Below are 14,203 nucleotides of genomic sequence, written 5' to 3' on the forward strand. Positions count from 1 at the left end.
ATATACTTTATTAGAGGAGAGATGGTTTTGAGAAGAAGATATGAACAAATAAGTAGTGCTTCAAAAGACTTAGCAGAAGAAGCTTTTAAGTCATATGCAGGCAAAAGAGACTACAAAAGAGCCATTGAAATCTATTCAATATTATCTACGTATACATGTATCCCAAAAGATATATCAGACTTTTCTAAGAATATGTTATCTAGGCTTAGTAAAAAAATCGAAGAAAATTCATAAAATAAAAGGAGTGGTTACCCACTCCTTTTATTTTTTTATATCATTTACTAGTTCTAAATATCCACTTGGATGGAAATAGTATATATCACTAGTATTTTTATCAACAAAATATCCAATATCTGTTTCTACATCTGGTAAGAATACATATCCTTCAAGATTTTTAGATTTTAGATATTCGAATTTACTAGCATCTCCTTGATATATATAATCTACTTTATCATTATATTTTATAAGAAGGTTTTTAGCATCTTCTTTAGTAAGTTCATGTTGATTATTTGAAATTGTGATAGCAGGTTGAGCAAAAACAACTTTTTGTAAAGGTTGTTGAATAATTAAACAACCACATAAGATAGATAAAACTATAATTGCCTTTTTCATAATACACCAACTTTCATAAATTATTTTAATTATATAAATATTATTTCTATAATTAAATATTAACATAATTATCAAAATATAATAGTTACACCCCTGTTACTTATGATTACAATATCGTAATTAATTTATACATAAACAGTAAATATATAAAAAATGAGTAGCATATGCTACTCATTTTTTATATATTTAGTTGATTTTGTTTATAATCAAAAAATTTATTAAGATATATCTTTATAACACCCATTATAGGAACTGATAAAATCATACCTGGTATACCAAAAAAACCGCCACCAATTGTTACAGCAAGTATAGTTAAAAATGGACTAAGCCCTAGCTGACCACCGACTATTTTAGGTTCTATAAAGGCAATCTCAACTTGTTGAACTAGCATTAAATATACTAATGAAAATATTGCTATACTAGGGTTATAAAATATATTTATTAATACGACTGGTGTCATACCAATAACAGGTCCAAAATAAGGAATTAAGTTTGTAACTCCCATTAAAACTCCAAATAATAAAGAATATGGAGACCCAATAAGCTGAAGACCTATACCTGATATTAAACCAACTATAGCAGAATCTATTATTTTTCCTGTGAAATATTTACCTATATTTTCGTTTAAGGTACTTCCAATATCTAAAGTTAAATTACAAAACTTTTGACCAAATATTACGTTTAGAGTCTTTTTATAAAATGAAAAGAAATCTTCTTTTTCGAGAATAATGTAAAAGCATATTATAAACGCTAATACAAATTGTACAATAAATTTAGATATCGAGAATGTAGTTGAAAATACTTGTCCTAAATATCCTATTAGTAAATTACTTATTTGTGGCATAGCAGAAAATAGTTTATCTCCTACTGATTTTAAAGTATTTGGATCAACATTTTTTAAGCTATCACCAATCTGTATAAGAAAAGTTTGAGTCTTTTCAGCATATAAAGGAACTTGACTTATTATATCTGCTAAACTACTTATTAATATAGGTACTGTAATGAATATGAAAGAACCTATTATAAGAAGTAAAAATCCATATGTTATACATAAAGCAAATATCCTTTTAATCTTAAATTTATTTTCTAAGAAACTAACAATAGGAGTGAATATATATGCTAATACAAATGCTATAACAAATGGAGTTAAAAGCGAAAATAAAACTTTCAAAATACCTAAGAAGTACTGATAATTATCTATAAGTTTTATTATTATATAAGTAACTACTAATGTAAGTACGAGACTTAGATTAATTTTTTTATTTTTCAAATTAATACATCCTTTCTAATCTAATATTTTATCTTAATTGATTTAAAATAAATCAATATATGTATTATACAATAAATTTAGCATAAATACATACATATATATTATAAATATTAGAAATAGCAAAAATAAATATAGGTATAAGCATAGGGGGTGTTTTTATCGAATTTGAAGTAATTGTCAGATATAATGGAGATATTTCGTTTATGCAACAAGAATTAGGAGTATTCGTAGAAATTTTAGAATATAACTACGCCATAATAACAGCTGATAGTGCAGAAAAAATTGATGCGCTACTTAATTATCCTCAAATAGTATTTATAGAAAAACCATTTATATTAACCACTCAAGATGTACAAAGTTTTTCGAGGACTGGAATAACTAGGTTTAAAAATTTAAATAATCTAAGTGGAAAAGGAACAATAATAGGTATCATTGATTCGGGGATAGATTACAATTTAGATGTATTTAAAGATAATCAGGGAAATTCAAAAATACTTTATTATTGGGACCAATCAATACAGGGAAACCCTCCAGAAGGATTTAGAAATGGTACTCTTTATACAAATGAAGATATAAATAGTGCAATAAGAGGAGAAAAGATAATACCGGTATCTGCAACTAGTGCCCATGGAACTCATGTAGCAGGGATATGCGCTCAAATTGCAAATGAAGCTAAATTAATAGTTGTAAGAGTTGGAAATAGATCAACTGATGTTTTTTCTAGAAGTACAGAGTTTATGAGGGCTATAAAATTTGTATTAAATAAAGCATTAGAACTATTAATGCCAATTGTTATAAATATAAGCTATGGTAGTAATGAAGGATCTCATAGAGGATTATCGTTATTTGAACAATATATAGATGATATGTGTTCATTTTGGAAGAATAATATAGTTGTTGCAGCTGGAAATAATGCAGACAAAGGCGGACATAGAAATATAAACATAAAGCAAGATAGAGAAGTTGAAGTTGAATTTGTAGTAGGTGATTCAGAAAAGATACTAAATATAAATATATGGCCTGACTTTATTGATAATTTTAGTGTTAGGTTGGTAAGTCCATCTAACGCTAAAACGCAAGAAATATCATTAACATCAGGAGAAATAAGAAATATAATAGGTGCAACTAGAATAAAAGGATACTTTTACCCTATAGCACCATATTCTCTTATAAGAAGGGTTACTCTTCAAATGACATCGAATACATTTATAAATGCGGGAATATGGAAATTGGTATTTACGCCTATAGATGTAGTCGTAGGAAATGTAAATATATACCTACCAACGTCAGAGGGAATAAGCAAAGATACTAGATTTTTAGGTGCAGATAAAAATTTGACTGTAACTGTTCCAGGAACTGCAAGTAAGGTAATAACTGTTGGAAGTTTTAACTCAAGAACTGACAATGTATCTGTATTCTCAGGAGAAGGGGATATAGAAAGAAATGTAATTAAGCCAGACTTACTAGCTCCAGGAGAAGATATACTATCAGTATTACCAGGTGGGAGTTTAGGTGCCTTAACAGGAACGAGTATGGCTACTCCACATGTGACTGGCTCGGCAGCGCTCTTAATGGAATGGGGAATTGTAAATAGAAATGATTTATTTTTTTATGGTCAAAAGTTAAGAGCATTTCTTATAAAGGAAGCTAGAAGAAACCCTGTATATAGATACCCAAATAACTCTATGGGATACGGCCTTTTTGATTTATCAAATGTAGATTTGAGTAGTATGTCTCAAATGAATAATGAATACGATTTTTTATATAGAAGTAATAAAAAAAAAGCGAAAAAGCTTAGAAGACTAGAAATTCCAGACGATATAAAAACATATATTCAAATTTTTCATGGACCTGGATTTGAAGAAGAATTAAAAAAAACAAATTTAGATTATAAGTTTTATCCTATAAGTGATAAAAATGGAATATTAATGATACCTGTAGGAGAACAAAATAAGATTAGTACAATAAAACGTTTAAGCTCTTATAAAACCTCAGAACCTATAATAACAATGAACTCACTAGGAACTATAACTAGAGGGATAGAGAACGGAGTTGTAGCCACAGAGGAAATTGGTGCAAATTTTTTTAAAGATAATATAAATATAAATTTAACCGGTAAAGGTGTATTAATAGCTATAATCGATTCTGGAATAGATTACTTACATGAAGATTTTATATATCCAGACAGAACATCTAAAATATTATATTTATGGGATCAAACTAAAGATGGTAGACCACCAAATGAGTTTTATATAGGTACAGAATATACAAGAGAAGAAATAAATAAAGCAATTTTAGAAAATGATAAGTCTTTGTCAGTAGATGAAGAGGGAACAGGTACAATGTTAAGTGGTATATGTGCAGGACTTGGAAATATAGATAAACGATATGAAGGTGTAGCTCCAGATGCAGAGTTGATAATCGTAAAACTAAAAAAAATTGATGGAAATTATAATAATGCACTTGTAGAAGCTGCGATGGATTATGCCTATAAAAAAGCAGCAGAAGCGAAAATGCCTTTGGTAATAAATATATCTTTAGGAAGTAATGACGTAGTAGGAGCTACACAGAGGATATTAGCAGATACACCATTATTTAGTAGAGGGGTATGTCTTGTATCTGCGGCTGGAAATGAAGGTAATACTAGAACTCATGCTACAGGAGTGATTAATTTTAAGGGAGATGAGCAAGATATAGAATTGGAACTTGCTGAAGATGAAGAATTTCTTGATATTAATTTATGGATAAATAAGCCAGATAAAGCAAGTGTGGCAGTAATATCACCAAGTGGAGAAGTAAGTAAGTTCATTGAAGTTGCAAATTTTAATGAGGTAACGGGAAAATTTGACCTTGAAGGTACATGGTATGCAATAACTTATATATATCCAACATCGTTTTCAGGGCAACAAAAAACTATAATAAGACTAAAGGATGTGACAAAAGGTGTATGGAAGATTAGATTAAGAGGAGAATACATAAGTAATGGAATCTATAATATATATTTACCAAATAGAGCACTTATAAAACCAGGAACTCAGTTTAGAGCATCAAGTCCAAATAATACTATAAACTATCCTTCTACTTATAGTGATGTTATATCAGTAGGAGCATATAACATAATAAATAATAGCTTATGGCCATCTACTTCGAGAGGACCAACTATAAATGGTTTGTTAAGACCAGACATAGTAGCACCAGGGGTAAACATAATATCAACATACCCAGATAATAAGTATGCCACTATAACGGGAACTGCAGCATCAGCTGCGTATGTATCTGGAGCTGCAAGTTTTTACTTACAATACACATTAGTAGAAGGTTATTATAAACAAAAATCACTTACAACAATGATAAGAACTTTTCTTCAGGCAGGTGCAAAAAGAAATAAGGAAATAATTTATCCAAATGAAAGTTATGGATATGGAGAGTTAGATATAATTGGAATGTTTAATCAATTAAAATAAAGTTAGATAGGGAGTAAAATCACTGTGGAAAAATCTTATATTATAGTGTATCAAGGTAGTTTAGATGAAGTAATAAATGATTTATTAAAAAATCAAATAGAAAAATATATAATATTAAATGATAATATATTAGTAATATATGTTCCTATAGATTTTGATGAATTAAAACTAACTAAAATAGATACTATTGCCTGGTGGCAAAATTCAGCTCCAATGAGTTCATTAATAGATATAACAAATAATATGAGTGAAGGAGAAAATACTACTAGTGCTGCTGGAACTGATTATATTTATAAAAATCCGTATATAAATATTACAGGAAAAGGTATATTAATAGCTATAATAGACTCTGGAATAGATTACTTAAACCCAGATTTTATAAATTTAGATGGTACAACAAGGATAGTATCGATATGGGACCAAGAAAGTACAAAAAAAGATCCTCCAGAAGGATTATTATATGGAAGTGAATTTACAAGAGATGAAATAAACCAAGCTATAAAAGAAAATGATGATACATTAACTAAAGATAATATAGGCACAGGAACAATGGCAGCTGGAATTGCATCAGGCAATGGAAGGTTAAATAGAGAATATAAAGGTGTGGCCGTAGATAGTGAACTAATAATAGTAAAACTTAGAGAATACAAAGATAGATACAAAAAAGGTAAAACAAATTATGAAAAAACAGATTTTTTAGCTGCTATAAAGTATGTTTTAGATATAGCTAAAAAAGAGAAAAAAGAGTTAATAATAAATTTGACTGTAGGTCTTATGCCAAAATCAATAATAGAAATTACTATGTTAGAAACATTTAAAGATATAGGTAAATCAGGAATTGTAGTAGTAAGTGGTGCAGGAAATGAAGGAAATACAGATATACATTATCAAGGGGTAATTACATCTTTAGAAGAAAAAAATGATATAACTATTCAAGTAGGAGAGCAGTTAAATTTAGATATAAGAATAGTGGCAGTAGGTCCAGATAAGATTGGAGCATCAATAATATCTCCAGGGGGAGAAGTAAGCTATCAAATAATGTATTCTCCAGATTTTTTTGTATATAGAGGAAAATTTAATCTAGAAGATACAGCCTACGAAATGAAATTTACTTATCCATGGCTAGAATCAGGATACCAAGAATTAATAATAAGATTACTAGACGTTAAGCCTGGTATATGGAATGTAAGGCTTGCACCTGAATTTATAATTAGAGGTGAATATGATTTATATTTACCAAATAAAAATTTAATGTCTGAAAATACTAGATTTCTAGATCCAGATTCAGTAGCAACTATAACTCTGTATGCAACACCAGAAAATGTAATAACAATAGGTGGATACAATGGAAGGACTGATAGTCTATGGATAGGTTCATCAAAAGGACCTGTAAAAAATGGGGGGATAAAACCAGATATAATAGCGCCATGTGTTGATATAATTTCCACATACAAAGACAAGTCATATAATACAGCGACAGGTACTGGCGTAAGTTCATCAGTAGTAAGTGGAGTATTAGCATTAATGATGGAGTTTATAAAAGAACAAACTAATGAGTATGAAGAAGCATTATATACTCAACAATTAAAAACATATTTAATGCTTGGCGCGACTAAGAATGAGATATATACATTCCCAAATGTTTCCCAAGGATATGGAGTTTTAAACCTAAAAGATACTATAATTTCTATTTCAAATAACTTTGAATAAAGCGTATTTTATAAAAAATAATGCAAAAACTAAAGATGAAAAGAGGTGATAGTTTTGAATAATGAAAAATGTAGAGCATTAAGTGGAGAAAATAATAAAAGATTAAAATCAAATAGGCCAACAAATCAAGAAAGCACAGCTGCTTGGGCAAATACACAGGAACTACAAGAAGTAACTAATGTATCAATACCATCTTTAAATAATGTAGAAAATGCTAAAGAGTGGGTTGATAATGGAAGTAGATTATAATAAAAAAAGTATGCTTTAAGAATTTAAAGCATACTTTTTTATAGAGAAGATTAAAATTTTTATCTAAAAATTTTTAACAAAAATAATGGTATATACGGGGGTGATATAAATACTATGAAAAAAGACTTTAGAGTAAATTATACCTTAGTGGGTAATGTTGTTTATGGAGAAGGTTTTGAAGAAGATTTAAAAAAACTAGGAGATAAATTTAAGTTTGAAAAGATTTCAGATACCTTTGGTATATTATTTATGGAGAATTATGAAGTTAGCAATTTTGAATATCTTTTCAACTTGAAATCAATATATAGATTAGAACCTAGTGTTAGATTATCATCGTTAGTGAATATAAATAGAGGTACTTTTAATGGTGTTGTGGCTAACGAAGATATAGGGGCAAATTTTATTAAAGAAAATCCTAATTTATCAATAAGCGGCAAAGGCGTTATAATTGGTATTGCAGATTCTGGGATTGATTATTTACATCCCGATTTTATATATCCAGATAAAACATCTAAAATTTTATATTTATGGGATCAAACAAAAGAAGGAAAACCACCAAATGGATTTTATATAGGTACAGAGTATAATAGAGAGGATATAAATAAAGCAATTTTAGAAAATGATGGTTCTTTATCTGTAGATGAAGAAGGTACAGGAACTATGATAAGTGGAATATGCGCAGGATTAGGAAACTTAAATCCAGAGTATAAAGGAGTAGCAGAAGAATCAGATCTAATAATAGTAAAATTAAAGAAAATAGAAAATGATTATAATAATGGTTATTTAATAGCGGCTATGGAATATATGAATCAAAAGGCAAGACAAGAAAGAAAACCTCTTGTTAACAATATTTCCCTGGGAAATAATAGTTTGGTAGGAATTAGCTCTAGGCTTTCTTATGATAAATTGTTTTTTGAGCATGGATTATGCCAAGTAATAGGAGCAGGAAATGAAAGTAATACACAGACGCATGCATCAGGAAAATTAGGATTTAATGGAGATATACAAGATGTGGAGATAGATATAGGTGAGGATGAAGAAATCTTAAATATAGAGCTATGGGTAAATAGACCAGATAAAATTGATTTATATATAATATCTCCAAGTGGAGAGGAAAGTCAGCTTGCATTTGTTTCTGATTTTAATATTATAAGTGGACTATTCAATTTTGAAAATACTAGATATACAATATCTTTTTCGTATCCATTTTCTTACTCAGGCCAACAAAGAACAGTAATAACTTTAGCCAATGCTAAAAAGGGAATCTGGAAAATTAGATTAATAGGAGCATATATAACAAATGGAATATATAATATGTATCTAGAAAATAGAAAATTCATCAAACCAGGAACTAAATTTTCAAAGAGTGACCCGGAAAATACTATAAATTATCCATCAACATTAAATGATGTAATAAGTGTAGGAGCATACGATACTATAAATAATAGTTTATGGGCATCATCTTCAAGAGGACCTACTATAGAATCAGTATTAAAACCAGATATAGTAGCCCCGGGTGTAAATATAATAGGTCCATATATAAATAAAACATATGCAACAGGTACTGGAACAGGTATAGCATCAGCCTATACATCAGGAGCAGTTGCATTATTTCTTCAATATATACAAGTAAATGGGAATTATGAAAATAAAGCATTTGTACAAAAGATAAGAACATATCTAAGTGCAGGAGCCAGAAGAAATCAAGATGTTGGATATCCTAATTATAGCTATGGATATGGAGAGTTAGATATAAGAGGATTGTTTGAACAATTAAGGTAATTTTAGGGAGAATATATCTATATGGAAAAATCATATGTGGTTGTTTATGAGAATTTAGAACGTTTAGAGGCTGATTTAAATTTATATAACATAGATGAATATATTATACTAAATAGTCAAATAGCAGCAATTTATGTTAATGAAAGTTTTGAAGAAGAAACATTAAAAAGTATAAAAAGCATATCAGATTGGATACCATCAGTACCTATGAGTTCATTAATTAATATAACTGATAATTTAGAAAGTGGAACAAGCGTAAAAATAGCATCAGGTATTGACTATGTTGATAAAAATCCATATATAAGTTCATCAGGAAAAGGATGTATAATTACAATTATAGATTCTGGAATAAATTATCTACATCCTGATTTTTTAAACCCAGACGGTACCACAAAAATAGTATCTATATGGGATCAAGAAAGTCAGTTTGGAACTCCACCAACAGGGCTAAAATTTGGAAGTGAGTTTAAGAAAGATATTATAAATGAATATATAAGAAATAATGACCCAAGTCTAAGTGAAGACACTATTGGAACTGGGACAGTAGCTTCGGGAATAGCATGTGGTAGAGGAAACTTAAACAGAGAATACAAAGGGGTAGCAGTAGATAGTGAATTATTAGTAATAAAGTTAAGAGAATACAAAGATACTTATAAAGAAGGAAAAATTAATTATGGTTTATCAGACTTTTTAGCAGGCATAAAATATGCTATAGATATAGCTCAAAAAGAAGAAAAAAATATGATAATTAATTTAACTTTAGGTGAACGATCAAGGTCTGTAGTAGTAACTACATTATTAGATACTTTTAACTATTTAACAGTAAGTGGTGTAATAGTAGTTAGTGGTGCTGGAAATGAAGGAAATACGGATATACATTACCAAGGACAGGTAAGTAGTTTAAATGATATTCAAGACATACCAATTCAAATTGGAGAGCAAAAAAATTTAGATATAACATTAAGTGTTGCAGGTCCAGATAAAATAGCAGCAGCAATAATATCACCATCAGGAGAAATAAGCTATAGAGTTGTATATGCACCAGATGATTATATATATAGAGGCAAGTTTAATATAGAAAATACATTTTATGAAATGAGATATTTATATCCTTGGATAAAATCAGCGACTCAAGAATTAACAATAAAATTGAATAATGTTAAGCCAGGTGTATGGACTTTAAGGTTATTTCCAGAATTTATTATAGATGGATTGTACGATGCTTATTTACCAAATAAAAACTTAATCTCTAATGAAACTAGATTTATAGATCCAAATTCATTTGTAACTATAACTTTGTTTGGTGCAGTTTCAAATGCAATAACTATAGGAGCATATGATGATAAGATTGATAGTGTATGGATAGGATCATCAAAAGGCCCAGTAAGAGGTAGACCTATAAAGCCAGATTTATTAGCACCAGGGGTTGATATAATATCTCCATCTAAAAACGGGAATTATACAACATCAACGGGGACAGGAGTAAGTAGTTCTATGATAAGTGGGGTTGTAGCTATACTTATGGAATATGTATCAAGTCAGAGTACGTTTAAACGAAATTTATTATTTACAGAAGTTTTAAAAACTTACTTAATGCTTGGAGCAAGAAAGAAAGATTTATATATATATCCAAATGTAACAAGAGGTTATGGAGTACTTGATTTGCAAAATACATTTATACAATTAGCTAAAATATTAAGATGAGTAGACCTATTTTAATAGGTCTACATAAAATATAAATTATTCACTAGGAACGAGTATATAATCACCATAAGATATTTGATAATCTTTGGAAATGGTATCAGGATTTTCATTAAGAGCTACTAATCTAAAATATTCAATATTCTCAATATCAGAATTATAAATTTTTATTATATCGTCTAAAGTCTCGCCGGATAAAACTAAGTGTTTAACTAATATTCTATCTTTCATGACATTATCGTATGCTTTTTTATAGCTTAATTTAGATAGCTTTGAAAAAAATGAAACATTTTCTACAAAATAATCTTTAGCTCTATCTAGAGAAGTTATATAATTATAAACAGATGAGCGTATGATATTAGAAGAATATCCTTTATCAACTGATGGTGATATAAATGTTATTATAAATAAAAATATAAATAGATATTTCAAGCAATGCACCTCCTAGCTAATATTATTGATAAATAAATATAGTATTAAACATTTGTGATAATTATTTAGAAAATAAATTATTGACTAAAAAAATATAAGTTGGTATAATCTTTTTAAATAGTTGAAATAATATAACAATAATAGACTGTGAAGAGAAGAGTAAATATAAAAGGTAGTCATAGCGAGTTGAGGATGGTGAAAGCTCAATACGAAGTTTATATTGAAGAACATCTCGGAGTTTCTAACCGAAATCTTGAAAGAGAGTAGACTTAGACGGGAAGTCCCGTTACAGACTATAAGCAATGCTTACTAAGAGGCCAGTTTTGGCAATTAGGGTGGTACCGCGAGAGCAACAGCCTTTCGTCCCTTTTTATAGGGATGAAGGGCTTTTTTAATACAAAATAATAAATATTTTAGTAATAAATAAAATAAGTAATATAAAAAATAAAATATGGAGGAAACAAAATGCAAAAAGAATTTATAGAAATTAAAGACTTGTACAGAAAAAAAGAAGAGTATGTAGGTAAAACTGTAAATGTAGCTGGATGGATAAGATTATCTAGAGCATCTAAAAACTTTGGATTTATAGAGTTAAATGATGGAAGTTTCTTTAAGAACATGCAAATAGTAATAGCAGAAGATAAATTAGAGAATTTCAAAGAAATATCTAAATTACCAATAAGTTCATCAATACTTGTAGAAGGAGAATTAGTATCAACAGAAGGTGCTAAGCAACCAGTTGAAATACATGCTACTAAAGTAGTAGTAGAAGGAGAATCAGATTCTTCATATCCATTACAAAAGAAAAGACATACATTAGAGTATCTAAGAACAATAGCTCACTTAAGACCAAGAAGTAACACTTTCTCTGCTGTATTTAGAGTAAGAAGTTTAGCAGCATACGCTATACATAAGTTCTTCCAAGATAGAAACTTCGTGTATGCACATTCTCCAATCATAACAGGAAGTGACTGTGAGGGTGCAGGAGAAATGTTTAGAATAACTACTATGGATTTAAACAACATACCTAAGAATGAAGAAGGAAATATAGACTATTCTAAAGACTTCTTTGGGAAAGAAGCTAACTTAACAGTTAGTGGTCAATTAAATGCAGAAATAATGGCACTTGCATTTAGAAATGTTTATACATTTGGACCAACTTTTAGAGCTGAAAACTCATTTACTCAAAGACATGCATCAGAATTCTGGATGATAGAACCTGAAATATGTTTTGCAGACTTAGAAGACAATATGGAACTTGCTGAAGACATGATAAAATACGTAATAAACTACGTAATGGAAAATGCTCCAGAAGAAATGGAATTCTTCAATAACTTTATAGACAAAGGATTATTAGATAGATTAAACAACGTAGTAAACTCTGAATTTAAGAGACTTACTTATACAGATGCTGTTAAAATATTACAAGAAAGCGGACATGAATTTGAATACCCAGTTAATTGGGGAGATGATCTTCAAACAGAACATGAAAGATATTTAACAGAACAAATATTTAAAGCTCCAGTATTTGTTACTGATTATCCAAAGGACATAAAAGCATTCTATATGAGAATGAATGAAGATGGAAAGACTGTTAGAGCAATGGACTTATTAGTTCCAGGAGTAGGAGAAATAGTTGGAGGTTCTCAAAGAGAAGAAAGAGAAGAAAAACTATTAGAAAGAATAGAAGAAATGGGATTAAACAAGGAAGATTACTGGTGGTACTTAGAACTTAGAAAGTTCGGAACAGCTACTCACTCAGGATTTGGACTAGGATTTGAAAGAATAATAATGTACATGACAGGAATGTCTAATATAAGAGACGTAATACCATTCCCAAGAACTCCTAAAAATGCTGAATTCTAATATTTATATATTAAAGCACTAGACTTATGTTTAGTGCTTTTTATATTATAATAATATTTAAAAAATAAATAAAAAATTAGTTATATAAAAAAATCTGTTTAGACCATCACAATATGGATATATACATAATGTAAACAAATTAAATAGGAGGCTTTAAAATGAAAGCATTTGTAGATAAAGACGTATGTATAGGATGTGGAGCATGTGTAGGAATATGCCCAGAAGTATTTGATATGGATAATGATGGATTAGCAGTAGCTATAGAAGGAGAAATAAGTGAGGATTTACAAGAAAGTGCACAAGAAGCATGTGAAGGATGTCCAGTAAGTGCAATAACAATTGAATAGTAAAATTAAAAGCTTAGGGAATATCCTAAGCTTTTAATTTTACTATTCGGCTTTAAATCGAATTATCTACACGTTACTAAATATAAGCGAACTTTATATACAGAAAAATTTAACAAATTATCTAAATAATATATGAGTAGTATAAGTCCTAATTTAATAAAATATAGAAAAATAGATTATATTTTATGTTATAATTATTAATCATAATAAAAATTGGAGGCAAAATGATAAAGATACTTGACAATATAATGTTGATAATAGATATTTTATTAATTATATATTTTTATAACTATGCAGTTGATACAACAGATATAGTTCAAAGGCTTATAAGTTGTGCAGCTATAACTATGGAAATATCATTTATAATAAGACATATTAAGCTTATGAAATCTAGAAAAGTTAATTAATACAATGTTTTTAACAAAATATTCAGGGTATTAAATAGATAGATTAAAGATTTAAGGAGGATAATATGGCTTATATAAATATAGATAATAAAAAATTAAAAGAATTAATGAAAAAAGAGGATACTATATTAATTGATATAAGGACAAGGGAAGAATATGAAGAGAATAATATAGAAAACTCTATAAATATACCATTAAATAATTTATTATTTGAGATAGATGAATTAGAAGAATACAAAGAAAAAAATGTTATTGTTTACTGTAGAAGTGGACATAGAAGTATAACAGCATGTAATCTACTTCATATGGAAGGATTCAACAAATTATATAATTTAGAAAAGGGAATAATTGGATTGTAAACTC

13 protein-coding genes and 1 other annotated feature are annotated in these 14,203 nt (G+C 28.6%); of the genes, 10 read left to right on the top strand and 3 right to left on the bottom strand.

What is annotated here, in order from left to right:
• Positions 1–27 precede the first annotated feature (27 nt).
• Positions 28–234: a hypothetical protein gene (locus FRIFI_RS03885; protein WP_092926795.1), complete on the top strand. Its 207-nt coding sequence runs from the start codon at positions 28–30 to the stop codon at positions 232–234.
• Between the two features lie 27 nt (positions 235–261).
• Here the strand turns inward: FRIFI_RS03885 and FRIFI_RS03890 are convergent, their stop codons facing one another.
• Positions 262–612 (bottom strand): hypothetical protein, encoded by a 351-nt coding sequence (locus FRIFI_RS03890; protein ID WP_166505029.1) that lies wholly within the window; start codon positions 610–612, stop codon positions 262–264.
• 178 nt (positions 613–790) lie between these two features.
• Positions 791–1,882, bottom strand: a complete 1,092-nt coding sequence (locus tag FRIFI_RS03895) for an AI-2E family transporter (protein ID WP_166505030.1) — start codon at positions 1,880–1,882, stop codon at positions 791–793.
• 158 nt (positions 1,883–2,040) lie between these two features.
• On the opposite strand from FRIFI_RS03895, the gene cspBA reads away from it, so the two are divergent.
• The 5 genes from cspBA to cspC (FRIFI_RS03920) all read left to right on the top strand — a co-directional run bounded on the left by cspBA (position 2,041) and on the right by cspC (FRIFI_RS03920) (position 10,791).
• The gene (gene cspBA / locus FRIFI_RS15220) at positions 2,041–5,346 is read left to right on the top strand and encodes a bifunctional germination protease/germinant receptor pseudoprotease CspBA (RefSeq protein ID WP_278336168.1); all 3,306 of its coding nucleotides are present in this window, start codon (positions 2,041–2,043) and stop codon (positions 5,344–5,346) included.
• Positions 5,347–5,370: 24 nt separating this feature from the next.
• On the top strand, positions 5,371–7,056 hold the full coding sequence (gene cspC / locus FRIFI_RS03905; RefSeq protein ID WP_166505032.1) for a bile acid germinant receptor pseudoprotease CspC: 1,686 nt from the start codon (positions 5,371–5,373) through the stop codon (positions 7,054–7,056).
• A 54-nt stretch (positions 7,057–7,110) separates the two neighbouring features.
• Entirely contained in the window at positions 7,111–7,305 is a 195-nt protein-coding gene (locus tag FRIFI_RS03910) for a CDIF630_02480 family spore surface protein (RefSeq protein ID WP_166505033.1), read from the top strand.
• A 114-nt stretch (positions 7,306–7,419) separates the two neighbouring features.
• On the top strand, positions 7,420–9,087 hold the full coding sequence (locus FRIFI_RS03915) for a S8 family peptidase (protein ID WP_166505034.1): 1,668 nt from the start codon (positions 7,420–7,422) through the stop codon (positions 9,085–9,087).
• Between the two features lie 21 nt (positions 9,088–9,108).
• Positions 9,109–10,791 carry a bile acid germinant receptor pseudoprotease CspC gene (cspC, locus tag FRIFI_RS03920; RefSeq protein WP_166505035.1) on the top strand — a complete coding sequence of 561 codons (1,683 nt, stop codon included), beginning with the start codon at positions 9,109–9,111 and terminating at the stop codon, positions 10,789–10,791.
• A 36-nt stretch (positions 10,792–10,827) separates the two neighbouring features.
• Here the strand turns inward: cspC (FRIFI_RS03920) and FRIFI_RS03925 are convergent, their stop codons facing one another.
• Entirely contained in the window at positions 10,828–11,220 is a 393-nt protein-coding gene (locus tag FRIFI_RS03925) for a hypothetical protein (RefSeq protein WP_166505036.1), read from the bottom strand.
• Positions 11,221–11,358: 138 nt separating this feature from the next.
• Positions 11,359–11,591 (top strand) — a binding site (T-box leader).
• Between the two features lie 94 nt (positions 11,592–11,685).
• Here FRIFI_RS03925 and asnS point away from each other — a divergent pair.
• From asnS to FRIFI_RS03945, 4 genes are all read left to right on the top strand, one after another.
• The gene (asnS, locus tag FRIFI_RS03930; RefSeq protein ID WP_166505037.1) at positions 11,686–13,086 is read left to right on the top strand and encodes an asparagine--tRNA ligase; all 1,401 of its coding nucleotides are present in this window, start codon (positions 11,686–11,688) and stop codon (positions 13,084–13,086) included.
• 158 nt (positions 13,087–13,244) lie between these two features.
• Positions 13,245–13,433 (top strand): ferredoxin, encoded by a 189-nt coding sequence (locus FRIFI_RS03935; RefSeq protein WP_092926779.1) that lies wholly within the window; start codon positions 13,245–13,247, stop codon positions 13,431–13,433.
• Between the two features lie 224 nt (positions 13,434–13,657).
• Positions 13,658–13,840, top strand: coding sequence for a hypothetical protein (locus FRIFI_RS03940; RefSeq protein ID WP_092926777.1), 183 nt, complete (start codon positions 13,658–13,660; stop codon positions 13,838–13,840).
• A 65-nt stretch (positions 13,841–13,905) separates the two neighbouring features.
• The gene (locus FRIFI_RS03945) at positions 13,906–14,199 is read left to right on the top strand and encodes a rhodanese-like domain-containing protein (protein WP_092926775.1); all 294 of its coding nucleotides are present in this window, start codon (positions 13,906–13,908) and stop codon (positions 14,197–14,199) included.
• The last annotated feature ends 4 nt before the right edge of the window (positions 14,200–14,203 follow it).

It is taken from the genome of Romboutsia hominis (genome assembly GCF_900002575.1).
Classification (GTDB): Bacteria; Bacillota; Clostridia; order Peptostreptococcales; family Peptostreptococcaceae; genus Romboutsia_C; species Romboutsia_C hominis.

What these genes read in the sequence shown, in the direction of transcription:
- FRIFI_RS03890 (WP_166505029.1), bottom strand. Translation starts at nt 612, where the DNA reads ATGAAAAAGGCAATTATAGTTTTATCTATCTTATGTGGTTGTTTAATT.
- FRIFI_RS03915 (WP_166505034.1), top strand. Translation starts at nt 7,420, where the DNA reads ATGAAAAAAGACTTTAGAGTAAATTATACCTTAGTGGGTAATGTTGTT.
- cspC (WP_166505035.1), top strand. Translation starts at nt 9,109, where the DNA reads ATGGAAAAATCATATGTGGTTGTTTATGAGAATTTAGAACGTTTAGAG.
- asnS (WP_166505037.1), top strand. Translation starts at nt 11,686, where the DNA reads ATGCAAAAAGAATTTATAGAAATTAAAGACTTGTACAGAAAAAAAGAA.
- FRIFI_RS03935 (WP_092926779.1), top strand. Translation starts at nt 13,245, where the DNA reads ATGAAAGCATTTGTAGATAAAGACGTATGTATAGGATGTGGAGCATGT.
- FRIFI_RS03940 (WP_092926777.1), top strand. Translation starts at nt 13,658, where the DNA reads ATGATAAAGATACTTGACAATATAATGTTGATAATAGATATTTTATTA.
- FRIFI_RS03945 (WP_092926775.1), top strand. Translation starts at nt 13,906, where the DNA reads ATGGCTTATATAAATATAGATAATAAAAAATTAAAAGAATTAATGAAA.